General features: G+C 38.5%; 25 protein-coding genes. All 25 read left to right on the top strand.

The features are described from left to right. Window positions 1–15: 15 nt before the first annotated feature. The 25 genes from BLP54_RS13050 to BLP54_RS15680 all read left to right on the top strand — a co-directional run bounded on the left by BLP54_RS13050 (window position 16) and on the right by BLP54_RS15680 (window position 26,601). Window positions 16–1,374, top strand: coding sequence for a circularly permuted type 2 ATP-grasp protein (locus tag BLP54_RS13050; protein WP_090170381.1), 1,359 nt, complete (start codon window positions 16–18; stop codon window positions 1,372–1,374). Further along, window positions 1,356–2,030: an alpha-E domain-containing protein gene (locus BLP54_RS13045; protein ID WP_028248153.1), complete on the top strand. Its 675-nt coding sequence runs from the start codon at window positions 1,356–1,358 to the stop codon at window positions 2,028–2,030. Before BLP54_RS13050 ends, BLP54_RS13045 begins: the two co-directional genes overlap by 19 nt. Further along, window positions 2,027–2,839, top strand: coding sequence for a transglutaminase-like domain-containing protein (locus BLP54_RS13040; protein WP_090170379.1), 813 nt, complete (start codon window positions 2,027–2,029; stop codon window positions 2,837–2,839). Before BLP54_RS13045 ends, BLP54_RS13040 begins: the two co-directional genes overlap by 4 nt. Beyond that, window positions 2,814–3,791, top strand: coding sequence for a M14 family metallopeptidase (locus tag BLP54_RS13035; RefSeq protein WP_090170377.1), 978 nt, complete (start codon window positions 2,814–2,816; stop codon window positions 3,789–3,791). Before BLP54_RS13040 ends, BLP54_RS13035 begins: the two co-directional genes overlap by 26 nt. Next, window positions 3,788–4,717: a M14 family metallopeptidase gene (locus BLP54_RS13030; RefSeq protein WP_090170375.1), complete on the top strand. Its 930-nt coding sequence runs from the start codon at window positions 3,788–3,790 to the stop codon at window positions 4,715–4,717. Before BLP54_RS13035 ends, BLP54_RS13030 begins: the two co-directional genes overlap by 4 nt. Window positions 4,718–4,747: 30 nt before the next feature. Then, window positions 4,748–5,737 (top strand): nucleotidyltransferase family protein, encoded by a 990-nt coding sequence (locus BLP54_RS13025; protein WP_090170372.1) that lies wholly within the window; start codon window positions 4,748–4,750, stop codon window positions 5,735–5,737. A 5-nt stretch (window positions 5,738–5,742) separates the two neighbouring features. Further along, window positions 5,743–6,249, top strand: coding sequence for an FUSC family protein (locus BLP54_RS13020; RefSeq protein ID WP_090170368.1), 507 nt, complete (start codon window positions 5,743–5,745; stop codon window positions 6,247–6,249). Between the two features lie 99 nt (window positions 6,250–6,348). After that, window positions 6,349–7,632 carry an MFS transporter gene (locus tag BLP54_RS13015; protein WP_090170367.1) on the top strand — a complete coding sequence of 428 codons (1,284 nt, stop codon included), beginning with the start codon at window positions 6,349–6,351 and terminating at the stop codon, window positions 7,630–7,632. Further along, entirely contained in the window at window positions 7,629–8,768 is a 1,140-nt protein-coding gene (locus BLP54_RS13010; RefSeq protein WP_090170365.1) for an ArsR/SmtB family transcription factor, read from the top strand. Before BLP54_RS13015 ends, BLP54_RS13010 begins: the two co-directional genes overlap by 4 nt. A gap of 10 nt (window positions 8,769–8,778) precedes the next feature. Beyond that, entirely contained in the window at window positions 8,779–11,355 is a 2,577-nt protein-coding gene (locus tag BLP54_RS13005; protein WP_090170363.1) for a PEP/pyruvate-binding domain-containing protein, read from the top strand. 203 nt (window positions 11,356–11,558) lie between these two features. After that, entirely contained in the window at window positions 11,559–12,335 is a 777-nt protein-coding gene (locus BLP54_RS13000) for a transporter substrate-binding domain-containing protein (RefSeq protein ID WP_330386169.1), read from the top strand. Window positions 12,336–12,340: 5 nt separating this feature from the next. Continuing rightward, complete coding sequence (locus tag BLP54_RS12995) at window positions 12,341–13,069, top strand: amino acid ABC transporter permease (protein ID WP_090170404.1); 729 nt, start codon at window positions 12,341–12,343, stop codon at window positions 13,067–13,069. Next, window positions 13,059–13,802: an amino acid ABC transporter ATP-binding protein gene (locus BLP54_RS12990; RefSeq protein ID WP_090170361.1), complete on the top strand. Its 744-nt coding sequence runs from the start codon at window positions 13,059–13,061 to the stop codon at window positions 13,800–13,802. Before BLP54_RS12995 ends, BLP54_RS12990 begins: the two co-directional genes overlap by 11 nt. Before the next feature lie 57 nt (window positions 13,803–13,859). Then, window positions 13,860–15,497 carry a M20/M25/M40 family metallo-hydrolase gene (locus tag BLP54_RS12985; protein WP_090170401.1) on the top strand — a complete coding sequence of 546 codons (1,638 nt, stop codon included), beginning with the start codon at window positions 13,860–13,862 and terminating at the stop codon, window positions 15,495–15,497. Next, a complete protein-coding gene (locus tag BLP54_RS12980) occupies window positions 15,487–16,323 on the top strand; it encodes a dimethylarginine dimethylaminohydrolase family protein (RefSeq protein ID WP_090170359.1) in 837 nt (278 codons plus the stop codon). The genes BLP54_RS12985 and BLP54_RS12980 overlap by 11 nt, the downstream gene beginning before the upstream one ends. Window positions 16,324–16,348: 25 nt before the next feature. Next, entirely contained in the window at window positions 16,349–17,419 is a 1,071-nt protein-coding gene (gene hisC / locus BLP54_RS12975; RefSeq protein ID WP_090170357.1) for a histidinol-phosphate transaminase, read from the top strand. Next, window positions 17,416–18,393: an NAD(P)-dependent oxidoreductase gene (locus BLP54_RS12970; protein WP_176754559.1), complete on the top strand. Its 978-nt coding sequence runs from the start codon at window positions 17,416–17,418 to the stop codon at window positions 18,391–18,393. The genes hisC and BLP54_RS12970 overlap by 4 nt, the downstream gene beginning before the upstream one ends. 1 nt (window position 18,394) lies before the next feature. Continuing rightward, window positions 18,395–19,324, top strand: a complete 930-nt coding sequence (locus BLP54_RS12965; protein ID WP_090170354.1) for an AEC family transporter — start codon at window positions 18,395–18,397, stop codon at window positions 19,322–19,324. A gap of 80 nt (window positions 19,325–19,404) precedes the next feature. Further along, window positions 19,405–20,115 carry a response regulator transcription factor gene (locus BLP54_RS12960; RefSeq protein WP_090170399.1) on the top strand — a complete coding sequence of 237 codons (711 nt, stop codon included), beginning with the start codon at window positions 19,405–19,407 and terminating at the stop codon, window positions 20,113–20,115. 104 nt (window positions 20,116–20,219) lie between these two features. Continuing rightward, window positions 20,220–22,790, top strand: a complete 2,571-nt coding sequence (locus BLP54_RS12955; RefSeq protein ID WP_090170352.1) for a sensor histidine kinase — start codon at window positions 20,220–20,222, stop codon at window positions 22,788–22,790. A 165-nt stretch (window positions 22,791–22,955) separates the two neighbouring features. Continuing rightward, a complete protein-coding gene (locus tag BLP54_RS12950; RefSeq protein WP_090170350.1) occupies window positions 22,956–23,546 on the top strand; it encodes a helix-turn-helix domain-containing protein in 591 nt (196 codons plus the stop codon). 212 nt (window positions 23,547–23,758) lie between these two features. Next, complete coding sequence (locus BLP54_RS12945; protein WP_090170348.1) at window positions 23,759–24,970, top strand: lipase family protein; 1,212 nt, start codon at window positions 23,759–23,761, stop codon at window positions 24,968–24,970. A gap of 138 nt (window positions 24,971–25,108) precedes the next feature. After that, entirely contained in the window at window positions 25,109–25,876 is a 768-nt protein-coding gene (locus BLP54_RS12940; protein ID WP_090170346.1) for a ZIP family metal transporter, read from the top strand. A gap of 101 nt (window positions 25,877–25,977) precedes the next feature. After that, window positions 25,978–26,232, top strand: coding sequence for a PF20097 family protein (locus BLP54_RS12935; protein WP_090170345.1), 255 nt, complete (start codon window positions 25,978–25,980; stop codon window positions 26,230–26,232). 219 nt (window positions 26,233–26,451) lie between these two features. Then, window positions 26,452–26,601: a hypothetical protein gene (locus tag BLP54_RS15680; RefSeq protein WP_176754558.1), complete on the top strand. Its 150-nt coding sequence runs from the start codon at window positions 26,452–26,454 to the stop codon at window positions 26,599–26,601. The last annotated feature ends 51 nt before the right edge of the window (window positions 26,602–26,652 follow it).

The raw sequence follows: 26,652 nt of genomic DNA, 5'->3' as shown, positions 1-26,652 counted from the left end.
AGGAGGAGAGAGAGCATGACAACATACGCAGACATTTTTAGTAAAAAAGAACGGGTCGAGGATATGGAAATCTATGCAGGTTCTGGGGCTGTTAATGAGCAATTGGCCAGGTATGGTGTTAAGTTTGGAATTTATAAAAACAATGAATTCAAAGAGCAGCTTTTTCCATTTGATATGATTCCAAGAATCATTGATAAGGATGAGTTTACCTACCTTGAAAAAGGATTGAAGCAAAGAGTTGTTGCTCTAAATTGTTTTATTAACGACATCTATGGCGACAAGCATATTGTTAGAGACGGCATCATACCGGAGGAATTTATTTACGCCGGTAGTGGATATTTACCTCAGTGCGATGGAATCAAGCCACCCAAGGGAATATATGCCCACATAGCAGGTATTGATTTAGTTCAGGCGAAGGATGGAGACTGGTATGTTCTGGAGGATAACCTAAGAATCCCTTCAGGCGCATCTTACCCAATGATTGCGCGAATGATTTCCAGAAGAAGCTCACCGGATCTTTTTACGGGAAAACATGTTGAAGACAACAGAAACTATGCCGCTATGCTACGTCGTACTATGGACCATGTGAATGTGGGAGGACACACGGTCATCTTGACTCCAGGCAGATATAATGCAGCTTATTTTGAACACTCGTATCTTGCAGAAAAGACAGGTGCGCATTTGGCTTCTGGGCACGAGCTGATAGTTGAAAATGACCACTTGTATTTTATCGATTATTCGGGACGTAAAGAGAGAGTAGGAGCTGTATACAGACGAATATCAGATGAATATCTTGACCCAATGACCTTTAGGAAGGATTCAGTAATTGGCATTCCTCACATTTTTGATATTTACAGAAAGGGAAATGTTGCACTTATCAATGCACCAGGAAATGGTGTGGCAGATGATAAGGGAATATATTATTTCGTTCCAAAGATGGTGAAATATTATCTGAATGAGGAGCCAATTCTCAATAATGCCCCAACCTATCTTCCATACTATGAAGAGGATATGAAGTATGTGCTGGAGAATTTTGACAAGCTGGTTTTAAAGGATGTGGCAGAGGCTGGTGGATATGGAGTAGTGTTCGGCAGCAAGATGAACTCAGAGGAAAAAGCAAACTTCAAGGAGATGTTGAAGAGTGAGCCTCGAAGATTCATTGCGCAGGAGGTTATAGATTTTCTGGATATCGATATCATGGAAAAATGCGAGCTTCTTCCAAGAAAAGCGGACTTGAGAGCCTTTGTACTTATGGGGGATGAACCAATGGTATGGAAAAGTGGATTGACCAGATTCTCCAGAAATCCAGATTCATTTATTGTTAATTCTTCGCAGGGAGGAGGATTTAAAGATACATGGGTATTATCTCAGTAGAGAACACAGACAGATTATACTGGCTTGGCAGATATACAGAGCGAGTGTATACCACCATAAAGGTTTTTGAGGCCAGATTTGATTCAATGATTGATATTGATGATTTGGAGTACGAAAAGTTCTGCGAAAGTCAGGATATTCCAAACATCTATAAGAGCAAGGAGGATTTTGTTGCTCGATATTGCTTTTCCCTGGAGGATGAGAATTCAATCTTTTCTAACCTGATGAGGGCCTATGATAACGCGATTGTTCTAAGGGAAGAAATCGGAAGTGAATCCCTTTCATATATCCAATTGGCGGTATATGCCATGAATCAGGCCGCAATCAACAAATCACCATTAATTGGCTTACAGCATGTGACGGATAATATAGCTGCATTCTGGGGAATGGCGGATGATGACATTGAGGAGTCCTCAATACGGAACATGATACGGGTTGGTAAGCTTGTGGAACGAATTGATTTATATTCACGACTAAAAGTATTTCCTGAGAGGATTCGTAAGGAGACAAGAAGACTTACTAATCGTATCGATAAAAGCACCATGCGATATGACAGTACAAGGATGGCGCACATAAATTATCTAGTGCAGTTGGATGATATGCCTTATGAGACGTTGACAGATGAGATTGAACAATTGGTAGGTGAGGAGCTTTGAAAAAGCTACAGTTTGGCTATCATATGAAGCTCACTTTTAGTGACTACGTAAAAAATCATAGATTTTCACTTAAGTGTGTTCCACATGATACTGATTTACAAAAAATCGAAAATTTGGCGGTGGAGGTATATCCAGATAATGTGACCAGTGAGGATGAGGATTCCTACGGAAACATTACCTTATTTGGATACACAAATGAGCTCCATAACAGTTTCGGATTTGATGTAAATGGAATTGCCGTAACTGGCAGAGAAGAGTACGAGAAAGCAGATGAACTTCACAAGATAGGTATATTTAAATATCAAACGCCAAAGACAAAGCCAGGACTTAAGACTTTGGAGTATTATCAGAAGCTTGATTTGAAAAGATTTGATTCAGCTCTTGATAAGGCATCAGCCATTATGGAAGGGTTAAGTAATTCTTTTCAGTATGTGCAAGGGGTTACAAATATGTCTACAACCTCGGAGGAGGCACTTGTTGGCGGGAGCGGTGTTTGTCAGGATTATGCACATATCATGCTTTCTCTTTGTCGAATGGAAGGTATACCCTGTCGCTATGTTGCAGGCATGATGATGGGTGAGGGACTATCACATGCCTGGGTAGAGATATGGAACGAACGAAAATGGCTTGGGTTTGATCCTACCAATTATAAGCTTGTGGGAGATGAATATATCAAAATATCCAATGGAAGAGATTCAGAGGATTGTCTTGTAAATCAGGGAATATTCACCGGAAATGTTACTCAGATTCAGGACATAAATGTGGTTGTGGAAGAGGTTTTTGATGAAGGAATTGTTGGAATCAATTGAAGATGTAGTGAGGCTGTCGCTTCCTGTAGATGAGGAATTCGTAATTACGAAGCATAGATTTGTGGCTGACAGGAAGAAGAGACAGAAAAGAATATGCATAGTGACCGGAATCCATGGGGATGAATTGGAAGGACAGTATGTGTGCTATGAGCTATCAAGGAGGATTAGGGAGCAGGTTGATAGCTTAAACGGCATAGTAGACATATATCCGGCGATGAATCCCTTTGGAATTGATTCCATTACAAGAGGAATTCCAGCTTTTGACCTGGATATGAACAGAATTTTTCCAGGCAATCTTGATGGAGATATGAACGAGTATCTGGCATATAAAATTATTGAGGAACTGGAGGGAGCAGACCTTGTAATAGATATTCATGCCAGCAATATTTTCCTTACAGAGGTTCCACAGATTCGTATAAACGAATTGAATGCTGATGCACTTGTACCTATAGCAAAGAAAGCAAATATGGATTTGATATGGGTACATGGTGCCAGCACAGTTTTAGAATCCACTCTAGCTTATTCTCTTAACAGCAAAGGAACGAATACCCTTGTTGTGGAAATGGGAGTGGGTATGAGAATTACTGAAGAGTATGGTAATCAACTGACGGACGGCATTTTTTCTCTCATGAAGGAGCTGGGAATATGGACGGGAGCAGTTCCTGATATGAAAGAAGCAATTGTTGCCTATGATGCAGATGGAGATGATGTTTGTTATCTGAACGCGCCTTGTTCAGGTATATATATGAAGGAAAAGAAACATGGAAGTGTGGTAGAAAAAGGAGAATTAGTAGGAAAGATTATTAATCCGTTAAGTGGAGAAGTAATAGCTGAAATCAAAGCACCAGAAAAGGGGATGATTTTTACAGTTAGAGAATATCCTGTAGTGGAGGAAGGTTCGCTTATGGGAAGAATTCTCAAGGAAAAGGTATTATTGGAGAATCAGGTATGAGAGAAGAGGTTATATATTCGTTTAAGGGATTATACAGAGACGATTTCAGGGTAAAAGGCTATGTTTTTGGAGAAGGTGAAAAGACAGCATGTATCGTTGGTAGCCTACGAGGAAATGAATATCAACAGGTGTACGTGTGCAGTTTGTTGATAAAGAAACTGAAGGAACTAGAAGAGTGTGGAAAGATTTCCAAGGACAAGTCCATCATGGTAGTGCCCAGTGGAAATCCTTATTCCATGAATATAAAAAAACGATTTTGGAGTATTGATAATACTGATATAAACAGAATGTTTCCTGGATACGAAAAAGGGGAAACAACACAGAGAATCGCAGCAGGAATATTTGAGCAGATAAAAGATTATAAGTTTGGAATCCAGTTTGCGTCCTTCTATATGCCTGGGCATTTTGTGCCCCAGGTAAGGATTATGAAAACTGGAAATGAAAACGTAGAGATGGCCAAGGCGTTTGGATTACCCTTTGTAGTTATCCACAACCCAAGACCCTTTGATACAGCAACCCTAAACTACAATTGGCAAATTTGGGACACCGAGGCCTTCTCTATTTATACATCCAGTACGGAAAAGATAGATAAAAAGAGCGCTGAAATTGGTGTACATGCTGTGCTGAATTTCCTGGCAAAAGAAGGAGTTATTGATTACGAAAGTACAGAAGGCTGTGTTTCAAAAGTCATAGAAAGTGGCAAATTTATAAGTATCAGAACAGCTAATGCTGGATTTATGGAACCAATAGTACAAGCTGGTGATGTAGTGATCAAGGGGCAGGTGATGGCATATGTTACTAATCCATATACTGGAGAAGTTATTCAGACAGTGACTGCAAGTACAGATGGGATTATAGCTTTTGAGTACGATAGTCCGATAGTGTATCAGAATACAGCGGCTTTTAAGCTTATTCCGTTATCATAAAAAAAGAAGGAGACAATTGGGGAAGACAGCATGATTAAACTAAATGATTATTTATATGATGGAGAGACAATTTTTAGGATATTACAGAAATATATAGATGATTTGGAGGAAAACGCATTAACAACTCATAATCAGGTAGACTTAGTGCACTGCGCATTTCTTGATACTATATATGAGATTTTAGAGCACAACGAATTTTTAACCTCTCAGTCCCAAAGAATTCGTGAGTTCTATAAATATATGGTAGTAGCATATCCATATTTGGCATTCACCTTTAAGGGGAGAATTAAATCTATTATCCGGTCGGAAGAAAAGTTTAATAGATACATTGTGGACTTCATATATGAATACTATCAGAAGTACCATCATTTCCCAGCGACTCAGGAGATAAAGGAAAAATTAAGTTGTTTTAGGGATGTACTCGCTTATCGAATTGTTATCTCTTTACCTAAGTGTCATTTAAAAGAGGGGCAGGATTTAGAAGAGGAAGAGATTAAGCTTTTATATGAAATTGCCAATAAAATGCCTGTGTTCTTGGAATCCCAGGGTTTTACAGTTGTTAAGGCAAATTTGGAAGGGCGTGAATGCTCGGAATTGTTGGATAAAAGTTTGTGGGATACCTATAGAGATTATGTTCATAAGCCAACCAATGTTGGATATAGATCCTTACATTTAACCTTGTTTGATGAGCAGGCAAGGTGCCACGTTGAGGTGCAGCTTAGAACGAAATCTATGGATGATAGTGCTGAAATTGGAGAGTCTAATCATCTGAGATATGTGGAGTCTCAGGAGCAGCAGAAAAACAGAAGATTAGAGATTCCTGAAGGGGAATGTGTATTCTTTGATGAGGCCTATGAGAGAGTTGTATCATTGGAAAATTTAGATTTATCTGAGCTTGATGTAAATATGTTTACAGCTGTTAATAACAGTTTAATTAATGATGGCTGTGGGTTATTTAGGGGGCGACAGATTTTACCATTTGAACATTTATCAAGATTTCAAAATGGATTGGTGGACTAGAAGAATTGAAGAAGCTTAAAGAATTAAACTTAGAGTTTCCAAGAATTGGAATGCGAATAATAAAATCTGCTATAGCAGTTCTACTCTGCTTTGTAGTGGATTATTATAGAAATGGGGCAGGAATTGTTTTTTATTCACAGTTGTCTGCTCTATGGTGCATGCAGGCAACCAGGGAAAGCACAATCAAAAATGCCAAGCAGAGGATGATTGGAACTTTTATAGGAACCTTTTATGGGTTCCTTTATATTGTTATAAAGCATATATTTTTGCCTAAAGTTATCAGCTATGACTATGTGGGTTCGGTCCTAATTTCAGGGATGATTGTGCTTGTTATTTACACATCGGTATTGATTAAGAAAAAGCAGGCGTCTTATTTTTCCTGTGTAGTATTTTTAAGTATTGTTGTTAATCACATAGGAGATTCAAATCCATATTTATTTGCCTGCAACAGATTTTTGGATACAGTAATAGGTATTGCTATTGGTGTTTTGGTAAATATTTGGGGATGTTAGATAAATATCTAATATTAGTGTTGACAACCATCATACAAAATGATATTTTATATGTATCGAAGGAGATATAAGATAAGCATCTAATATTGGAGGGTTGTCATGAAAGTAGCATACAAAGAATTATTTGCAAATCGTAATTTCAGAAAGGATTTAGCTGCATCACTTATCAATCGTTTTGGTGATTCTATTGATGCCATTGCTTCATCATGGATTGTTTATGAATTAACTGGTGAGGCTAGCTGGTCTGCAATCATCTACGCTATCAATCGATTACCTACAATTTTCTTAACTCCACTAGCTGGGCCATGGGTTGAGCGTCATAATAAGAAGATGATTATGGTGGTAACTGATTTGATTCGTGCTTTATGTGTTGGCGTTTTGGCAACAGGCTTGTTACTTGGTTTCTTAAGCGCACCACTTATTGCAGTACTTAGCTTTATCATTTCCAGTGCTGAGGCATTCCGTATTCCAGCAGGCACAGCTATTTTTCCACAGATTGTGCCAAGAGAACAGTATGGAACAGCAATGTCAGTAAATCAGGCTTCTTCTAGTGTGGTAGAGCTGATAGGAACAGGTGTAGCAGCAGCTATTATTGCACTGATTGGAAGTGCCGGTGCTATTTATGTGGATATGGTAACCTTCGTATTATCAGCACTGTTGATTATGTCATTAGAGTTACATGAGGATGTTCATAAGGATTCTAACGGCTTTAGCGTATCAGGTTATTTTGCAGATTTGAAGGGTGGCTTCGTATACTGTGCATCAAAGAAGCGTTTAGTAGCTATCACAATGATGATATTGTTCTTAAATGGTATTCTCGTTCCTTTGAATAGTTTACAGACACCTATGGTAACAGAGCTGTTCCGTGGTAATGTATGGTACTTATCTGTATTTGGAACTACATTATCTATTTCAATGTTATTAGGTTCTGTAATTTACCCAATGATTCAGGATAGATTAAATGTTAAAATGGTTCTTGTAATGATTTGCACAGGAATCGCTGGATTCTATCTGCTGATGGTGGCAGGAAAAGGACTTTATTCTAATTTATATTTTGCTATGTCAACTATCGTTGTATTGGCAGCAATGCTTGGCCTTATCATCAGTGTAGGAAATATGTTCTTAGGTATAGAGACAATACGAATGATTGACCGTGAGTATTTGGCAAGAGCAGCCAGCATCGGTAATGCACTTGGCTCAGCTATCGTGCCAGTGACAGCATTTATTGTTAGTATTGCAGTTCGTTTTGTAGGTGTTCCAACAATTTTTGTAGGTGCAGGTTTGATTGCAGTTGCATTTTGCGGCGTACTCTTTCTTAATCATAGTTTGGATGATGAAGAGCCACAGGCAGTGGATAAAAATGAATCTTTGGAGGCAGCATGAATCGATTTCATATAGAATTACAATATGTTTCGGAAAGCGTCACTTTGTTAAATATGGCGGCTCATCAGGAACAATATATTACTGACTATATGTATCAGTTGGCAGCACGTTACGGAATGACTCCTGATGAGAAAGCCAAAAAAGTGGTGGACCTGCTACAGGAGATAGAAGATGTAGCACGAGCAGAATTTTCAAAGGATATGCAGACACTTCGTTTCTATTGTGAGATGGAGGAAGATATCGGAAAAGCTGATTCTTTTGCTAATATTCTTTTACTTGCAGGAAAAACCTATAATAATGACCGTTCTGTAGCAGAGCATGAGACATACCTGAATGAACTTTCAGACCAGGAGTACAACGCAGCATTTTATGATTTAGTAAAGGCTTATGGAGCGACCACAGTTGATGACGGCGATGATGATAAAAATACTGTCACTGATGTGATGGATATCATTTTCCAGATGGAAATATCAGATTCCCGTAAGTTATGTTTACAGCAGTTGTTTTTACATCGTAAGGAACATATTAAGAAGCTGATTGCTTTGATGCTTCGAGCAGAGAAGATTCTGAAGAAGTACGAGAAGAAGCTTATGGTTTTTGGCAAGGAACTAGTGGACTATGTGGAGGGAGAATTACAGGGACGTTCGCTGTCTGATTTCATCCTCAAAGAGTTCTATGGTAACATGTCGATTCCAACTGACAACAGAGATTGTGAGATATATTTATCATACCTGAAGAGTGCATATATGGGCTTCTATTTAAAGGGAGATGAAATCGAATCTGCAGAGCATGTTGCAGTAGTTGGTGTGATTTTTAGCAAGGAAATGAGTTTCCGCAATCTTTTGGAGCAACGTGCTCAGCTCAGTGAAGATAAGGTTATGACCATGCTGAAGCTTTTAGCTGATAAGAGTAAGTTACAGATTCTTACAGCAACAGTGGATGAGCCTGCATACGGTTCACAGCTGGCAAGCATGCTTGGTCTTACCACAGCCACCATTTCACACCATACATCGGCCTTACTGGAGCAAGATTTGTTAACCTTAGATAAGGTGGATACAAAAATATATTATCGTGCCAATCCAGTAATGATTCGCGCGCTGATTCAATATTTACAGGAGACATTACTTCACGAGTAGGGAGGTTTCTATGGCAGCCTTTGACAGAGTGTGTTCGGGAATTCCACAGATGGATGAACAGTTTGATAACATTCGACTGGGGGATAACGTGGTTTGGCGCGTGGATAAGCTGGAGGATTTCAAGCTGTTTGCCAAGCCTTATGTACAGCAGGCTATAAAGGAGGGAAGAAACCTGATTTATATCAGGTTTGCAAGCCATGAACCGCTGTTTGAACCACAGGAAGGTTTGAAGATTGTAAATGTGGAGCTTTCACATCGCTTTGAAACCTTTACGGTGGATATACATGAGATAATTGAAAAGGAAGGCTTCGACGCCTTCTATGTTTTTGACTGCCTTTCTGAGCTGCAGACTGCCTGGGCCACAGACCTTATGATGGGCAATTTCTTTCAGGTAACCTGCCCATATCTTTTCCAACTGGATACAGTGGCATTCTTCCCGCTGATTCGTGGAAAACATTCTTTTAAAGCTATTGCAAAAATTCGTGATACAACTCAACTATTTTTAGATGTTTATACTGATAAGAACAATGTATTTGTAAGACCTGATAAGGTGTGGAACCGTTATTCAGAAACAATGTTTTTACCACACGTTTATGAGCCAGAGGCAGGGACGTTTGCACCGATGCTTGACGGTGTGAGAGCCAGCCATTTTTATCAGCTTTTGGAAAAAGAAACAAACAGTGCCGACAGGGATAACAAAGACAGCTGGGATAGATTTTTCGACATGACTGCAACCATGAATGAAAATGGCATGGATGTCACTGAGCAGTGCAGCAGGATGTGCAATATCATGATGTCCAGAGATGAGCGGATGCGTGTCATGATAAAGGAGAACTTTAAGCCTGAGGATTATCTTCATGTGAAAAAGAGGATGATAGGCACAGGAATGATTGGTGGCAAGGCCTGCGGAATGCTTCTGGCAAGAAAGATAATAGAAAATAACAGGTCTGATATATTTGAAAAGTTCGAGCCCCATGATTCTTTTTATGTAGGCTCTGATGTGTTCTATACCTTTATTGTGGAAAATCATTTTTGGGATATCAGAGTGCGTCAGAGAAAGCCAGAAGAATATTTTACACTGGCCGATGAATTTGCCCAGAGATTGTTAGATGGAAAATTCTCTAGAGATATGGAGGAAGAATTAGTTAAGTTATTGGAGTACTATGGTCAAGATCCTATCATAGTCAGATCCAGCTCTATTCTTGAGGATGGCTTTGGAAATGCCTTTGCTGGAAAATACGAATCTGTATTCTGTCCAAATGCAGGGGACATGGATCAGAGATTAAATGAGCTGGAGGATGCCATCAGAACAGTCTATGCCAGCACCATGAGTAAATCTGCTTTGGATTACAGAAATCGAAGAGGCTTGCAGGCTCGTGATGAGCAGATGGCACTTTTGATTCAGAGAGTTTCAGGCTCTTATTATGGGGAATATTATATGCCTTGCGCAGCAGGTGTTGGCTATTCCTACAGTCCATACAGATTTATGGAAAGCCTTGATCCTGAGGCAGGTATGCTGCGTCTTGTAATGGGACTTGGAACATCTGCAGTAGATAGAACGGAAGGCTCCTATCCAAGACTTGTAAGTTTGGATAATCCAAAGGCTACCACTGCAAGAGACAGTGGGGAGAAGCATAAATATTCACAGAAGAAGCTGGAACTGATAAACAGAGGTGAAGGTAAATTGCAGCAGGTGGAGTTGGATGTTATTAAGCCATTTATGCCATATTATCTTCAGCGACTTTTGTTGGAGCATGACTTTGATGTGGAGAGACTGTTCAGGGAGCAGGGACATAACCGTGATATTCAGTTTATATCCTGTCAGGGTATTGTGGAAAAACAGGAAATTATGGCTCAGATGAAGGATATTTTGGGGACAATTCAGAAGGAATACGACTACCCTGTGGATACTGAGTTTACCATTAATTTTTCCGAGGATGGAGATTATGTAATTAACATTCTGCAGTGCAGACCACTACAGGTTTTCGAGGATTCGGGAGACTTTGAAATGCCTGATGAGATTGGAGCTGAAAAGGTACTGTTCGAATGCGAGAAGTCGGCAATGGGACTGTCCCGTTCGGAGAAGCTGGATATGATTGTATATGTAGACCCTGTAAATTACTACAACATGGACTACAAGGATAAATACACCATTGCAAATGCCATAGGCACTATTAACTGGAAGATGAGAGATTCCGGCAAGAAGATGCTTCTTATGGTGCCGGGGCGCATTGGTACCACTTCACCAGAGCTTGGCGTGCCAACATCCTTTGCGGATATCAGTGAATTTGAAGCCATCTGCGAGATTGCAAATTCTGAGGCAGGGTACAATCCTGAACTTTCATATGGCAGTCATTTCTTCCAGGATTTGGTGGAGTCAGGAATTCTTTATAATGCTATTTTTGAAAATGAAAAGACGAAGGTTTTCAACATGGATTTACTTGCTGGTTGTAAAAATATTCTTGAAGAGTTTGATGAGAAGTATGAAAAGCTCAGGGATATAATTCGTATATACGATGTGTCAGAAATGGGATTTATGCTGTGTAATGATATGAAAAAAGAAAGGATTATTTGCTTTAAGAATTAACAATAAAATCTATTTCTAACGCAGTATAAATATACACAAATGTGTTATAAACATTCTTGTTGACAAACAAAATAAAGGATAGATATAATTTTGCACATAAATAAAGCGTGAATGTGCAAAGGGGCATATGTCGATTGACATGTGCCTCTTTTTTTATATTCAAAAACGCATTTACGTTAATAAAGGAAAAGGAAGGTAATGGTATGATGGAACGAAAAAAATTAGTAGCATTGATTATGACACTAGTGGTTACGATGGCAATGATGACAGGCTGTGGTTCGGCAGCAGGTTCAGCAAAGGCTGGGGAGTATGAAGGTGAGTTAATCATGGCTACCAATGCTACATTCCCACCATACGAGTTTGTGGAGAATGGAGAGTACGAGGGAATTGATGTTGAAATAGCAGAAAAGATTGCAGAAGAATTAAATCTTGAGCTTGTTATTGAGGATGTGGAGTTTGGTTCAATCATAGCAGGTGTTGAGAGTGGTAAATATGACATGGGAATGGCTGGTATGACAGTTACAGATGAGAGAAAAGAAAGCGTAAACTTTTCTGAAACATATGCAGTAGCAGTTCAGTCTGTAATCGTTCCAGTTGGTTCACCAATTAAATCAATCGATGATATTTCTGCTGACACAAAGATTGGTGTGCAGCAGGATACAACAGGTGATATCTATGCTACAGACGATTATGGCGATGATGCAATTGTTCGATACAAGGCGGGCCCAGATGCAGTTCAGGCTTTGGCTTCAGGAAAGGTTGATTGTGTAATCATCGATAAGGAGCCAGCAAAGGCTTATGTAGCAGCAAATGATGGACTAGAGTTGCTTGAATCAGCATATGCTGAGGAGGAATATGCAATCTGTGTTGCAAAGGGAAATGATGAGCTTCTTGAAAAGATTAACACAGCCTTGGCTAAGCTCAAATCCGATGGAACTATTGATGAAATCGTAAGTAAATATATTTCGGCTGAGGACTAAAGATGATGTGGCTTAGTAATTTTATTTCAGATTTCAAATTTGTTTTTTTGGAGAGCGAACGATATAAGCTAATCATCGAAGGATTATTTGTAACACTTGAAATTACACTGTTTGCGGTGCTAATCGGTATAGCACTTGGAACCGTGGTAGCATCGATTCGTTCAACCTATGATAAGAACATTGAAAGTCTGAAGAAAAGAAAAAATTTAGGATACTACCTGTTATGTGTTTGCAATGTAATTTGCAAAATATATCTAACAGTAATTAGAGGTACGCCAACAGTAGTACAGCTGTTAATTGCCTATTTCATAGTATTTGCTACATCAAACAATGATGTACAGATAGCTGTTTTTGCATTTGGAATTAACTCGGGAGCCTATGTGGCAGAAATCATCCGTGCAGGAATCATGGCTGTGCCAGAGGGACAGTTTGAGGCAGGTCGTTCACTGGGATTTAATTATGTTCAGACTATGTTTCACATAATCATCCCACAGATGGTAAAGAATGTTTTGCCTGCTCTTTGCAACGAGTTCATCGTATTGATTAAGGAGACATCAATTGCAGGTTATATCGGAATTACGGATTTAACAAAGGCTGGAGACTTAATAAGAGGTCGCACATTTTCGGCGTTCCTTCCACTTTTTGGAGTGGCATTCATCTACCTTCTTTTAGTACTTGTATTGACATACCTTGTTGGAAAGCTTGAAAGGAGGTTACGAGCTAATGAAAGATAATAAAATCATTCGAGTGGAAAATCTTAAGAAATATTACAAGGGTGGAGCAATAAAGGCACTTGATAATATTTCTATTAATGTAGATGAGGGTGAGGTCGTTGTAATTATTGGTCCATCTGGTTCAGGAAAATCAACACTTCTTCGCTCGCTGAATTTACTGGAGATTCCAACAGAGGGAAACATATTTGTAGATGATGTTTTGATTACTGATCCAAAGACGGACATAAATAAGCATCGTCAAAAAATGGGAATGGTATTCCAACATTTCAATCTGTTTCCAAACATGAACATTTTGAAAAATCTTACCATCGCTCCAACCAGACTTTTGGGAAAGTCAAATGAAGAGGCAACAGAGTATGCAATGGAGCTTTTAGAGAGAGTAGGCTTGGCGGACAGGGCAGCAGCCTATCCAAGTCAGCTTTCAGGTGGACAAAAGCAGCGTATTGCTATTGTCAGAGCACTTTGCATGAATCCTAAGATTATGCTATTTGATGAACCTACATCTGCATTGGATCCAGAAATGGTAGGCGAAGTTTTGGATGTAATGAAGGAGCTGGCTGCCCAGGGAATGAGCATGGTAGTTGTTACCCATGAGATGGGCTTTGCAAGGGAAGTAGCAGACAAGGTAGTTTTCATGGATGCAGGCCAGCTAATCGAGCAGGGAACACCGGAACAGATTTTTGAGCATCCACAGTCAGAAAGACTTAAAACATTTTTAGACAAAGTAATATAGGAGAAAGCAAAGGCGCTTTACATTCATGGTGATGTAGTGCCTTTTTATTTTGGGAAAATGTTGAAAATAAATGAAGAAATGTTGCAGCTGACAAAAGATATGGTGGCTGTAAGCAGCGTAAATACAACAAAGGGAGAAAAGGATATAGGGCTCTTCATTGAAGATTATTTAAGAGCGATACCATATTTTAAAGAACATCCCGATCAGGTTATTGTGCAGACACTTAAGAACGATAAGTTGGAACGAAGAAATGTGTTTGCACTGTTACTTGGCCAGAAGGATAAAAATAGTAAAACTATAATTTTCCACGGTCACACAGATACCGTCGGGGTGGAAGATTATGGGGCGCTTTCTGGTTATGCCTTTGACTGCGATGGATTGGCAGAACAGTTAAAGGAGATTGAACTGCCTGAGGAAGTAAAAAAGGATTTGGATTCTGGTGAGTATTTGTTTGGTCGTGGTGCCTGCGATATGAAAAGCGGAGATGCAGTATTTATGGTACTGCTCAAGGAGCTTTCAGAGCATGTCAGTGATTTATCTGGAAATATTCTTTTATCGCTGAATCCTGTTGAGGAGAATCTTCATACTGGAATCATTGAGGGAATAGAAGTAATTGAGAAGCTTAAAGAAGAATACGGATTAGATTATGTGCTTGCTATAAATAATGATTACACATGTCCAATGTATCCAGGTGACAAGCATCATTATATTTATACAGGTGTTGGTGGAAAGCTTCTACCTTGTTTTTATATTCAGGGACGTGAGACTCATGTAGGACAGTGCTTCGAAGGTTATGATCCTACCACAGTAATGGCTGAGCTAATAAAGGAATTAAATTTGAATTCTGAGTATTCGGATTCCTACGAGGGTGAATATGCGTTGCCACCTACTTTATTAAAAAGTAAGGACTTGAAGGGCTGGTATAACGTACAGACAGCCAAGGAAGCACTTGTATATTTCAATTATTTTGTGCTGAATGCAGATGTCAGAGACATTACTAAAAAGCTTGTGACTGCAGGAGAAAAGGCAGTGAGAAGAGCATCGGCAGATTTGAATATTAAGTACAAAGCCTTTTGTGAGAAGTCTGGAAAAGATTTTCAGCAGATTGAAAACAGCTGGTCGGTTATGTCTTATGAGGATTTGTATCAGCTGGTAAAAATGCAGGATGAATCTATAGATAAAACACTTGCAGAAGAGACTTTGAAGCTTCAGGAGGCAGGTGTAGATAAAAGAGAAATCCCTGTATCGTATATACGAATTTTGCTTGCAAGGGCAAATATATATCATCCAGTTGTGGTGCTGTATTATGCCACACCTTATTGTCCACATAATACTTTAGAGAAGAACGATGAGGCGGTAGAAAAGTTGGAAAAGATTCTCAAGGTAGTGGAGGAAGAAAATAACATTGAATACAGAATGGATGGATTTTTCCCTAGCCTGTCGGACAGCAGTTACTTATCACTGGATGATTCAATGGAATCTATAGAGACACTTAAGCAGAATTTTCCACAGATGCAGCAGTTGTATCCGCTGCCATTGGAGCAGATTAAAAAGTTAAACATTAAGGCAGTCAATTTTGGAGTCTATGGAAAGGATGCACATAAAAGCACAGAAAGACTGCAGGTGCCATACAGCTTTGGGGTACTACCAGAGCTGATTATGAAAACTACGGAGGTATTTTTAAATGTTTGTTAAAAATGGTACGGGGGAATTAAAAAAGGTTTTGGTTTCAAGACCGGAATATCTGAAGCCAGCTCCAATCAATGAGATAGCAAAGAAGTGGAAGGATACCACTATGGATGTGGATGTGATGCTTCGTGAGCATGAGGAGTTTGTAAAAAGCTATGAGGATGCTGGGGTTGAGGTTGAGTTTTTAGACGCGGATGATGAGCGCCCAAACTCAGTTTTTGCAAGAGATTTTGGTGGGTGTGTAAAGGAAGGATATATCCTTGGAAACTTCAAGCTGGACATGCGCTACAAGGAACATGTTGATTATGAGAAGCGTATGGCAGAGCTGGGGATTCCTAAAATCGGAGAAGTGAAGAATGGTCTCTTTGAGGGGGGCGACTTCATGTTTATGAGTGAAAAATGGGTGGCAGTAGGTATGGCTGACAGAACTGATGAAGAGGGGCTGAAGGAGCTGAAGGCTATATTGGAGCCACTTGGATATGAAGTTACAGGGGTTCCTTTAAAGAAAGAATATTTACATTTAGATATGTGTTTCAACTTGGTTGATGATCATTTGGCTGTGGCTTATGTGGATGGATTACCAGAGGAATTTAAGGATTTGCTTGCTGAAAGAGGAATAGAACTTATTCCTGTTCCAGAGGAAGCAATCTTCTTACATGGATGCAATTTACAGGCTCTGGGAAATCATACTGTGCTTTCGCTTAAGCAGAATAAAAAGGTTAATGAGGAATTGGTAAAGCGAGGCATGAAGGTAATAGAGATGGATATTACCGAAATTTTAAAAGCAGGCGGAGGTCCACACTGTATGACATTTCCGCTTGTACGAATATAAATAATTATGAAGGGACGCTACAGTAATGAGTATATTTTTAGTAGATGAATATAAAGAGATGGAGCCTTATGTTCCAGGGGAGCAGCCAAAGGATAAGTTGTACATCAAATTAAATGCAAACGAGACATCACTTCCACCTTCACCAAAGGTATTTGAGGCAATTTCAAAAAGTGAAATTTGGAATATGAGCTATTATGCAGATCCACATTGTCATGAGTTTCGTAAGGCAGTGGCAACTGTATATGGAGTAACAGAGGAAGAGGTTTTTGTTGGAAATGGAGCAGATGAGGTTCTTTCCTTTGTATTAATGAGTTTCTTCAGAAGAGGAATGAAGATTTATTTCCCAGATATTACATACGGTTTCTATCGTACCTATGCAAAGACTTATGGACTTGATATGGAAGAAATTCCAGTTAAGAATGATTTTTCAATCGATATAAATGATTACATGGATTTAGAGGGGGATATTATTTTTGCAAATCCAAATAATCCAACGGGACGAGCAATTCCAATAGCGGATATTGAAAAGCTTGTTAAGAAGAATCCTGAGAGAATGGTAATAGTGGATGAGGCGTATGCAGATTACTGGGGGGAGACCTGTTTGCCCCTTGCTACCAAGTATCCAAATCTTGTTGTTGTTCGTACCTTCTCAAAATCTAGAAATATGGCGGGAACACATATTGGTTTTGCCATTGCTTCAAAAGAGATTATTGCAGATATGAACAGCATAAAATTTTCCTTTAATCCATTTAATCTTAATTCAGTTACTATGGCAGCTGGAATTGCAGCAGTGAAGGATACCTATTATTTGGATAAATGTATTAACAGAATTGTAACCAATCGAGAGCAGTTTAAATCAGATTTGGAGAAGCTGGGATTCCATGTAATTCCATCAAAGGCAAACTTTGTATTTTGTTATCATGATGCAATTTCTTCATCGCAGCTTTGTGAGAAGCTGAAAGAAGAAGGAATTCTCACTCGTCACTTTGCTGATAAAAAACTAGATAAATATCTTCGAATCACCATTGGAACAGAACAGGAAATGGCTGTTGTACTGATTGCAATCAAGGAGATTTTAGCGGAGGTAAAGGTTTGAAAAAAATCGTAATTGCGGATTATGAAAGCGCACTGGAAGATGATTATTCCATCACAATTGAAAGCATCGAAGAGGCACTTGGTGAGCCAGTTGATACTGTAGTGCATGCCTATAAGGATAAGGATGATTTTATCAAAGTACTGCAGGACGCAGATGGGCTGGTTACTGGATTTATTGAGACTGATGAAGAGATACTTGCTGCTTGCCCAAGTTTAAAATGTATTTCAGTTAGTGGCGTAGGCTATTCCAATATTAATCTTGAAAGTGCCAGACAAAATGATATTGCAGTGTGTCATATTCAGGAATATTGCACTCAGGAAGTGGCAGAGCATGCCATTGCCCTGATGTGCGCCCTGAATCGTAATCTAAAATTTTATGACAGACAGATAAATGATAAGAAGGAATGGAAGTATTATTCCATAGATGGAAATCCCAATTTATGCAGTCAGACTCTGGCAATATTTGGATTTGGGAAAATTGGCAGACGTGTGGCAACAATAGCTATTGCCCTTGGAATGAAGGTTTTGGCTGTGGATCCATACGCTGCCAGTGAGTATGATGTGGCTGGAGTGGAGTTTGTAGATAAGAAGGAGGCTTTCTCCAGAGCTGACATTATTACTAATCATATGAATCTTACCGAAGAAAACAGACACTTTTTTAATGAGGATGCTTTTGCTAAAATGAAGCGTAGACCGATATTCATCAATGTGGGCCGCGGTGGCAGTGTTGATGAACAGGCTCTGGTAAATGCTCTGAATAGGGGATTGATTAGAGGTGCGGGCATAGACGTTCTTGAAGAAGAGAATCCAGATTTAAACAAATGTAGTCTGCTTCGCCGAAAAAATGTAATCATAACACCTCACAGTGCATTCTATAGTCAGGAGTCTATCGAGAAACTGCAAAGAATCAGTGGGGCGAATCTCGGATATTTCCTCGCTGGAAAAAATGAGGAGATTACTGAATTAGTTAGGTAAGATGAGTGTATTAGTTTCAATTACATTAAAAATTTTTGTTTTGATGGCGGCAGGATTTTTTGCTGCGCATTTTAAAATTATGGATGAGGCTGTGAAGAGAGGATTATCAGAAATGCTGATATATATCTTTCTTCCAGCCAATTTGTTTGTATCATCACAGGCAGATTTTTCTATTAAGCAGATGATAGGAATAGGTTATACTATCGTATTTACGTTAGTGTACTATGCCATTGTTATTTCATTATGTTATTTTGGAAGTCGCCCTTTCTTTAATGAAAAGACTAAGAGTGGAATGTTTGCTTTGCTTATCGCATTTGCCAATACGGGCTTTATTGGCATGTCTATTATTAGAGAAACTGTGGCTGGCTCAGGTCTTTTATATGCAGCAGTATATAATTGCATTTTCGACGTAGTGTATTTTTCTATAGGAGTAATGCTTTTACAGAGCGAGAAGGAAAAGATTTCTATCTACGCTATCATGAAGAATGTAATCATATGGATTGCTATCGCTGCAATTATTCTTTATGTGATTCCATATCGTTTCCCAGTAGTGTTAACAGAGACAGTAGATGTGTTAGGCGGATGTATGCTTCCAGTTTCAATGATGATTATTGGTGCGGAGCTTTATACTATAAAGCCTGACGAAGTACTAAAAGATAAGGTGGCTTACATTACATCCTTCTTTAGAATGATTTTGGTGCCAGCTATTACACTTGTGGTTTTAGTTCTTTTACATGTGGAAAAGTCACTTGCTATGACAATGGTTCTGTTGACAGCAATGCCATCAGGCTCACTTAATGTAATCATAGGGCGCAAGTATGATGCAGATGTAAAATATGCTGCCACAACAATTATGCAAAATACGATTATCATGCTTTTAACCTTGCCAGCATTTATTTACCTGTGTGAGAGATTCTTAATCAATTCTTAAAGATTTACCTACTTGGAACTTAAAAATTTATTCAATACAATAACCTTGTAATTAATTACAGGAGTTACATGGGAGAAAAAATGAATAATATTCTAATTTGTGATGACGAACAGGATATCGTATCTGCTCTTAGAATTTATCTTGAGAGTGAAGGGATGAACGTAACATCAGCCTCAAATGGTAGAGAGGCGGTTGAAATCATGAGAAGTCCAGCAGGCGAAACTATGCAGCTTATTTTACTTGACGTGATGATGCCTGAGATGGATGGTATAGTTGCCATGGCTGAGATTCGAAAGGAATCAAATGTGCCAATCATCATGCTTACAGCAAAGAGTGAGGATGTTGATAAGGTTATCGGTCTTACAGTTGGTGCAGATGATTATGTTACAAAGCCTTTCAATCCAGTGGAGCTTATGGCACGAGTAAAGTCTCAGCTTAGACGATACACCATGCTTGGTTCTCAGAACGGAAATACGAATATCGTAAATACGGATATTATCACAATAGGTGGTATTGAATTAAATGATAAATCCAAGGAAGTTACCTTAGATGGAAATCCAGTATCACTTACTCCATTAGAATATGATATTTTAAAGCTTCTTATGACACATAAGGGCGAAGTACTCTCCCCAAGAGATATTTACGAGAATGTCTGGAAGGAAACAGTAATAGGTGCAGAAAGCACTGTGGCTGTTCATATCAGACATCTCAGAGAAAAGTTGGAATATGACAGTGCAAACCCTAGATACCTAAAAGCTGTCTGGGGGCACGGGTATAAGATGGATTCATAATGTTAGGTGCTTTAGCACCGAGAAAGAAGTCTGAAAGACTTCCATTATGAATGGAGGGGAGTTGCTGTGAATAGTAACTAATGATGAGATTTTAGGAGGGTGGTATGAAAAGATTTTACAGCAGAGCTGGAAAGATATTTTTAGGTATAACCTGTACCGTATTTACGTTTATATTTGCGTTTAGTATTTTTGCATGTGGTATTTTAGGAAACTGGGGATTGTTTTCAAGCAATACCAGCGAGTTCAAAAACGAGCTATATAAGGAAGCCGGAAGAGATTATGCAACCTGGATTCTCTATAATGCAGATAACGGATTTACTTCTGGTCGACTTGAAGGAATGAATTGCTACTATGGTGTTATCGCTGGTAAGGAGACTAAAGATATAGATCTCAATTCTGATAGCTCCTACATATATCGAAATTTTAAAGATGTAAAAGTACCTAAGAATGCTTTTAAAAATTACTATGGAATTGATAGTGATACAGAGATTGAATTAAGCGAGAAGCTTTTAGATTTTTGGACACCTAATTACATTGGTACTGATTATGCAAGTGTGTACACTAGTGTTAGCATTGAAGGTATTGGATATGATTTAATTGGCCAGAAGGCATATGTTTTTGGTAACGGAAGATTCTATCCCATACAGGAATATTATTGTAGCTATGTTACTAGTGAACATCCTGAGGGAACACCTAATACTAATAATATTTATTCTAGAATTTGGGATAATAATAAAGCAGATTTAGAAGCTGGAAGAGAATATGTAAACTATGATAGTTCATCTACAATAGAGGAAGTTCAGGATGATGAAAACTATTATGTAGTTGAAGATTCTGAGGAGACTGAATCATCAGAAGATACAGAAAAAACAGAAGTTACTACAGATTATCTGCCAGAAGAAACTGTTATTGAAAGTGGCGCATCAGGTGAAGATACTAATCTACTTTATATAGATGGCAAGGGCTACAAGCCTTTATCTGACTCAGTTCAGGGTTATGTTTTAGCCTTAAACACTGATGATGGAGCTACAGGAAAACTTAGTCTTGATAATGTTGCTGACTTATCAGATATCCATGGAGAACTTACTCAATTAAAGCATGAGGTTTCAATAGATAATATTTCATTCTTTGGTATATATGAAGATAATCCAGATTTAACCTACTATACAGTGGTATGCTTCCCTAATGAGACAAAGCTTGCAGCAAACACTTACACAAATGATTTTTATGCACAGGCCAAGGCGGTTGCAGCCCTTGCACCAACCTTGAAAGTTATTCTTCCATTGGCAGCTATTCTTTCCTTTGCAATTGCATTTGGCTCTTGGATTATGTTCTTATGTGCAGCAGGACATAAGAAGGGAGTAGAAGGAATTGTTGAAGGCCCTATTGAAAAAATTCCAGCTGATTTAGCGATTGTGTTATTTATATTTGCTGAGTCTATTGTGTTTGGAGTTTGTGTTTCAATTGTAGACGCCTTAGGCTCATCAGCCTTTGGATTAATAGGAATGATTGTTGCGGCTACAGGTATTGCTGCTGTGCTTATAGGATTCCTTTGGAGTTCAAATATTGCGGTAAATGTTAAGCTTCGTCATGTATGGAAGAATAGTCTGATATGCAAGATATTAGGCATAATAAAAAAGTGGCTTGGAGTTTTTCACCAGGAGACAAAATATATACGCTCCACGATAAAGTGGACTTACAGAATCTGGGCGATATTTGTAATCATTGTAATCCTTGAATGGTTTGGAATTATGGCTACAGATGCACAGGATGTATTATTCCTGTGGTTTTTGGAAAAAGTAGCTTTTGGAATTATTCTTCATATCTTTTTAAGAAGCTATGCAAGAATCAAGGGCACAGCCTTAGCTCTCGCAGAAGGTGATACCACAGCTCAGGTTGATTTAAAAGGAATGCCACTTTTTCTTGAAGAGCATGCTAAGGCAATGAATGATATTCAGTCGGGAATTACTGTTGCACTTGAAGAGAGAACCAAGAGTGAGCGCATGAAGACAGAGCTCATTACAAATGTTTCTCACGACATCAAGACTCCACTTACTTCAATAATCAATTATGTAGATTTGCTTTCAAAGGAAAAAATCGAAAATGATAAGGCTCAGGAATATCTTGAAGTTTTAGATAGACAGTCAAAGAGATTAAAGAAGCTAATCGAAGATTTGATTGAGGCATCAAAGGTTTCTACTGGAAATGTGAGTTTCAATATTGAAAACGTAAATGCGGTAACTCTTTTGAATCAGTCTATTGGAGAATTTACTGACAGACTTGAGGCTAACAAAATTACAGTAGTAACAAGCCTGCCAGCTGAGGACATTTATCTTCAGGCAGACAGCAGATACTTATGGCGCGTATTTGACAATCTCATGAGTAATATTGTGAAGTATGCGCAGCCAAATACTAGAGCTTATGTGGATTTGGTTCAGGATGAGAACAAGCTTAGATTTGTTTTCAGAAATACTTCCAAAGGGGAATTGAACATCTCAGCAGATGAGCTGATGGAAAGATTTGTCCGCGGTGATAAATCACGCTACACAGATGGAAATGGACTTGGTCTTTCAATTGCCAAAAGTCTTACAGAGGCAATGGGAGGAACCCTTAAGCTTTCTATCGATGGAGATTTGTTTAAGGCGGTTGTAGAATTTAATAAGATTACTGAATAAAAAATATTTAGAGGTGCTATATTGGCGGGGCTTGTATGCTCCGCCTTTGTTATTGTATTATGTAAAAGACCTTTTACATGCCGATTTTAAGCCAATGTAAAAGGCTTTTGATAGAAAATACATCTCACTTTGAATACTATTGAGACAACAACAGGGAGGACTCAAATGGAACTAGGAAAAAGAATTAAAGACTACAGAGCTTCACTTAATTGGAATCAGGATGAACTGGCAGAGAAGATGTTTGTATCACGTCAGACAATTTCTAATTGGGAAAACGAAAAAAGTTATCCAGATATCCAAAGCTTACTTTTACTTAGTACTCTATTTGATGTCTCTATTGATCAATTAGTCAAAGGAGATGTAGAAAAGATGCAGAAGATTATTAATGAACAAGATGTAAATCAAATGAAGTTTTACGGAAAAGCAATGTTGCTTGGCATACTAATTTTGGCTTTGACATTTGGACCATTGTATTTATTAATTGGCCTTTTGTCATTGATTCCAATGGGGGTACTTATTTTAGTGACATTTTATTTCGCAATGAAGCTTGGAAAGCTTCAAAAAGAAAACGATGTAAGTACTTATAAAGAAATCGTATCCTTCATGAATGGTAAAACACTCGATGAGGCAACCAAGCAGCAGGAGATTGGAAAGCGTCCATATCAGACTGCGATTATAACAATAGCTTCAGGACTGATAGCAGGTGTAGTTAGTTTTGCGGTTGTTTTTGTATGTAAAAACTATTTTGGATTATAAAAGAAAAAGAAGCAGGATAATTGCAAGGCGTTATGTATAAAAGCAATTATGAAATAAAAGATTGAAATAATAACAACATTGACTTGAAAATATAGAATGTGTGACAAATCGCAATAATAACAAAAATAACTCTTTTTATTGATTTGATTTTGGCAAGCATTCGGATACTAATCTTGATATATTAGTTTCCGCATTAGAAAAGGAGAAAAACAATGAAGAAAAGAGTTTTAAGATTTTTAGCTACAGCTCTTGCTGTTACAACTGTTCTTGCAAATCCAATCGTTTCAGAGGCTGGATCAATTCTTCCAGCAGGTGGAGATACAAATTACATTCTTCACACAGAAACAGATTTTAAAATCATGGATATGGTTTATAAAATTCAGAATGGTGAGACAGTAACTATTGAGAATGCCGCTCAGATGGCAACACTTACAAAGGTTGGTTATGCAGATTATCAGTCAGCTGGTCCTATTTGTATCACAGAGGGTAGAATGACTTATAATACCTACTGGGGTACTGAAGATAAGGAAGTTTATGTAGTAGCACTTTCAGGAACAGAGACAATCGTTGATAATCAGACTACAACTATTAAGGAAGATCTTTTATCAGGCTTTGAATTAAGTAATGAGTATAAGACAAATGTAAAGAATGCTATCATTGATAGAATTCCAGCAGGTAGCAATATTATTCTTGCAGGTCATAGTCTTGGTGGAATGATTGCACAGCAAGTGGCAGCTGATAAGTATATTAAGGACAATTACGAAGTACTTAATACAGTTACATTTGGTTCACCTCTTATCAAGGGCTTCACTCGTGAAGGTATGGTAAAGAGACTTGGAGATACTAGTGATAAGAATCCATTCTACAGTATTTCTACATTTCTTAATATTGCTTGGCAGTATGCCGGTGTTAATCACGAAGATGGCGGTTATAATGGCGATTCTTCAGCTGCTCATTGTGATAGCTACTTACGCGAAGACGTTTGGGGAAGCTATGATTGCTGTGGTGAGAAGAAAGGAAGTACTTTATGGGTACAAACAGGTACTAGAATGCTTACTTTAAACTTCGCTACAACATCATTCTATACTTCACTTTATGGAACAACATCTGTAGCCAGAACATCAATTATTCCTACACAGACAACAGCTGCTTGCTATGACTTAGCAAAGAAGGCAGTTGCTGATGGATATATCACTGAGGATGTTCTTGCTAAATTTACAACTTTTGTTCCTGCAACTAACGAGGATTCTGTTGAAACAGAAGTTTCTGAGGTAATGGAGTCTGAGGTAGAAGAGTCTATTGATGCAGAGGTAGAGGAAACTGCAGTTGTTGAAACTGGAACTGTTGAGTCTATGGATGCAGAGACAGATGAAGCTGCAGTTGTTGAGGCTGAAGCAGTTGAGGCTGAAACTGTAGCAGAATAAATTCTTTTTATAAATATAATATTCATAAAAGAGATCAGGATTTTGATCCTGGTCTTTTTTTATGTACAAAAAAGAGATATAGTAGATAAAAAGTTATTGATAAAGCGATGGCTGAGATGAAAAAAGGAACTGTAAGCTATGTGGAATATAATCATCATTCCGTTTCTGGGAACAGCGCTAGGCGCTGCCAGTGTATTTTTATTAAAAAAAGAAATGGGACAAAAGATGCAACGTGCCCTGACTGGGTTTGCATCTGGTGTGATGGTGTCTGCATCTTTTTTCAGCCTGCTGCTACCTGCACTTGATCAGACAGCAGATATGGGAAAACTAGGATTTCTTCCCGTTTCAGTTGGATTTGGGATAGGTATGCTTTTTCTTTTGGTAATGGATATGGTGACGCCTCACATGCATCTGGACAAATGCGAGGAAGGTCCAAGGAGCGGGCTTAAGAGAACAACAAAGCTTGTCCTGGCAGTAACTCTCCATAATCTTCCTGAAGGAATGGCGGTTGGAATAGTATGTGCAGGTTGGCTTTACGGGAACAGCACAATATCTTTTACAGGAGCATTGGCTCTGGCAATCGGTATTGCAATACAGAACTTCCCTGAGGGTGCAATAGTTTCAATGCCGCTTTTGAGTGAGGGCGTTCCAAAAGGAAAGACGTTCCTTTATGGTGTTCTGTCAGGAGTTGTTGAACCGATAGGTGCACTTTTAGTCATTGCTGCATCAGGATTGTTTATTCCGCTGATGCCATATCTATTGAGTTTTGCTGCCGGAGCCATGATATATGTCGTAGTTGAGGAGCTTATCCCAGAGATGTCTGAGGGTGAGCATTCGAATATCGGAACAATCTCTTTTGCCATGGGGTTCATACTTATGATGGCTTTGGATGTAGGATTGGGGTGAGGGTTTTTAAATACGCAGAAAAAGGATTTAGTAAATAATATTGTTTTATAGATACTAGAGAGGATTCGACAGAAATTAGATAGCTAGGAGGAATAATTGTTATGAATTGTCCTAATTGTGGTAAAGAGATGAGACCGGGAATTGTCAAGGCAAGGCCTCTACGAGATAATAAAGTTTTTTGGTATCCTGAGAATTATAAAAATAAATCGATTATTAATGAGGAACCAGTAGCTCTTTCTTTAGAAGCGGAAGGTTACTATTGTGATGAGTGTATGACTGCGTTTGCAAGTTTCAAAAATAAAGAATTCGGAATTGTTGAACGTTTATTTTACAAGATATTTGATAAGGAGTATTAGGGTTATTAGCAGTTATCTCAAAAGAGATATTTGTTCTTATACTCTTTTGATGCACAGAAATGAGATATAGTAGATAAAAAAGGTTTTGGAGCTGAAAAAAATGTATTCAGATAATAACAGACCTAGCAACGAAGAACTTGAGGATATGAAAGCAACTCTTCTTAGGGAGTTAGATAAACTATTGATGTGAGCAAATCGGAAGTAGTTGTGGAGGATGAAATGCTTTTCGTGATAGGCAAAGATACAGAATCTATTGGCATCGTTGGTGCAATCATTATGTTCTTCCAATTGATTCTACTTATTGGTGCAATAGTTCCTACAGAATATGTATTGTCAAGAAGATTTGATTCTGAAGGAAAAGCTAGATAACTTCCAGTCTGTTGAAACGACCTCTATCACATCGAAGTGATGGAGGTTGTT

Source organism: Pseudobutyrivibrio sp. 49 (assembly GCF_900100545.1).
Taxonomy (GTDB): Bacteria; Bacillota; Clostridia; order Lachnospirales; family Lachnospiraceae; genus Pseudobutyrivibrio.
Note: the sequence above shows the minus strand (reverse complement) of the source record. Positions and strands in the feature narration are given on the sequence as shown.

What these genes read in the sequence shown, in the direction of transcription:
- BLP54_RS13050 (WP_090170381.1), top strand. Translation starts at nt 16, where the DNA reads ATGACAACATACGCAGACATTTTTAGTAAAAAAGAACGGGTCGAGGAT.
- BLP54_RS13045 (WP_028248153.1), top strand. Translation starts at nt 1,356, where the DNA reads ATGGGTATTATCTCAGTAGAGAACACAGACAGATTATACTGGCTTGGC.
- BLP54_RS13035 (WP_090170377.1), top strand. Translation starts at nt 2,814, where the DNA reads ATGAAGGAATTGTTGGAATCAATTGAAGATGTAGTGAGGCTGTCGCTT.
- BLP54_RS13030 (WP_090170375.1), top strand. Translation starts at nt 3,788, where the DNA reads ATGAGAGAAGAGGTTATATATTCGTTTAAGGGATTATACAGAGACGAT.
- BLP54_RS13025 (WP_090170372.1), top strand. Translation starts at nt 4,748, where the DNA reads ATGATTAAACTAAATGATTATTTATATGATGGAGAGACAATTTTTAGG.
- BLP54_RS13015 (WP_090170367.1), top strand. Translation starts at nt 6,349, where the DNA reads ATGAAAGTAGCATACAAAGAATTATTTGCAAATCGTAATTTCAGAAAG.
- BLP54_RS13010 (WP_090170365.1), top strand. Translation starts at nt 7,629, where the DNA reads ATGAATCGATTTCATATAGAATTACAATATGTTTCGGAAAGCGTCACT.
- BLP54_RS13005 (WP_090170363.1), top strand. Translation starts at nt 8,779, where the DNA reads ATGGCAGCCTTTGACAGAGTGTGTTCGGGAATTCCACAGATGGATGAA.
- BLP54_RS13000 (WP_330386169.1), top strand. Translation starts at nt 11,559, where the DNA reads ATGATGGAACGAAAAAAATTAGTAGCATTGATTATGACACTAGTGGTT.
- BLP54_RS12995 (WP_090170404.1), top strand. Translation starts at nt 12,341, where the DNA reads ATGTGGCTTAGTAATTTTATTTCAGATTTCAAATTTGTTTTTTTGGAG.
- BLP54_RS12990 (WP_090170361.1), top strand. Translation starts at nt 13,059, where the DNA reads ATGAAAGATAATAAAATCATTCGAGTGGAAAATCTTAAGAAATATTAC.
- BLP54_RS12985 (WP_090170401.1), top strand. Translation starts at nt 13,860, where the DNA reads ATGTTGAAAATAAATGAAGAAATGTTGCAGCTGACAAAAGATATGGTG.
- BLP54_RS12980 (WP_090170359.1), top strand. Translation starts at nt 15,487, where the DNA reads ATGTTTGTTAAAAATGGTACGGGGGAATTAAAAAAGGTTTTGGTTTCA.
- hisC (WP_090170357.1), top strand. Translation starts at nt 16,349, where the DNA reads ATGAGTATATTTTTAGTAGATGAATATAAAGAGATGGAGCCTTATGTT.
- BLP54_RS12965 (WP_090170354.1), top strand. Translation starts at nt 18,395, where the DNA reads ATGAGTGTATTAGTTTCAATTACATTAAAAATTTTTGTTTTGATGGCG.
- BLP54_RS12960 (WP_090170399.1), top strand. Translation starts at nt 19,405, where the DNA reads ATGAATAATATTCTAATTTGTGATGACGAACAGGATATCGTATCTGCT.
- BLP54_RS12955 (WP_090170352.1), top strand. Translation starts at nt 20,220, where the DNA reads ATGAAAAGATTTTACAGCAGAGCTGGAAAGATATTTTTAGGTATAACC.
- BLP54_RS12950 (WP_090170350.1), top strand. Translation starts at nt 22,956, where the DNA reads ATGGAACTAGGAAAAAGAATTAAAGACTACAGAGCTTCACTTAATTGG.
- BLP54_RS12945 (WP_090170348.1), top strand. Translation starts at nt 23,759, where the DNA reads ATGAAGAAAAGAGTTTTAAGATTTTTAGCTACAGCTCTTGCTGTTACA.
- BLP54_RS12940 (WP_090170346.1), top strand. Translation starts at nt 25,109, where the DNA reads ATGTGGAATATAATCATCATTCCGTTTCTGGGAACAGCGCTAGGCGCT.
- BLP54_RS12935 (WP_090170345.1), top strand. Translation starts at nt 25,978, where the DNA reads ATGAATTGTCCTAATTGTGGTAAAGAGATGAGACCGGGAATTGTCAAG.
- BLP54_RS15680 (WP_176754558.1), top strand. Translation starts at nt 26,452, where the DNA reads ATGCTTTTCGTGATAGGCAAAGATACAGAATCTATTGGCATCGTTGGT.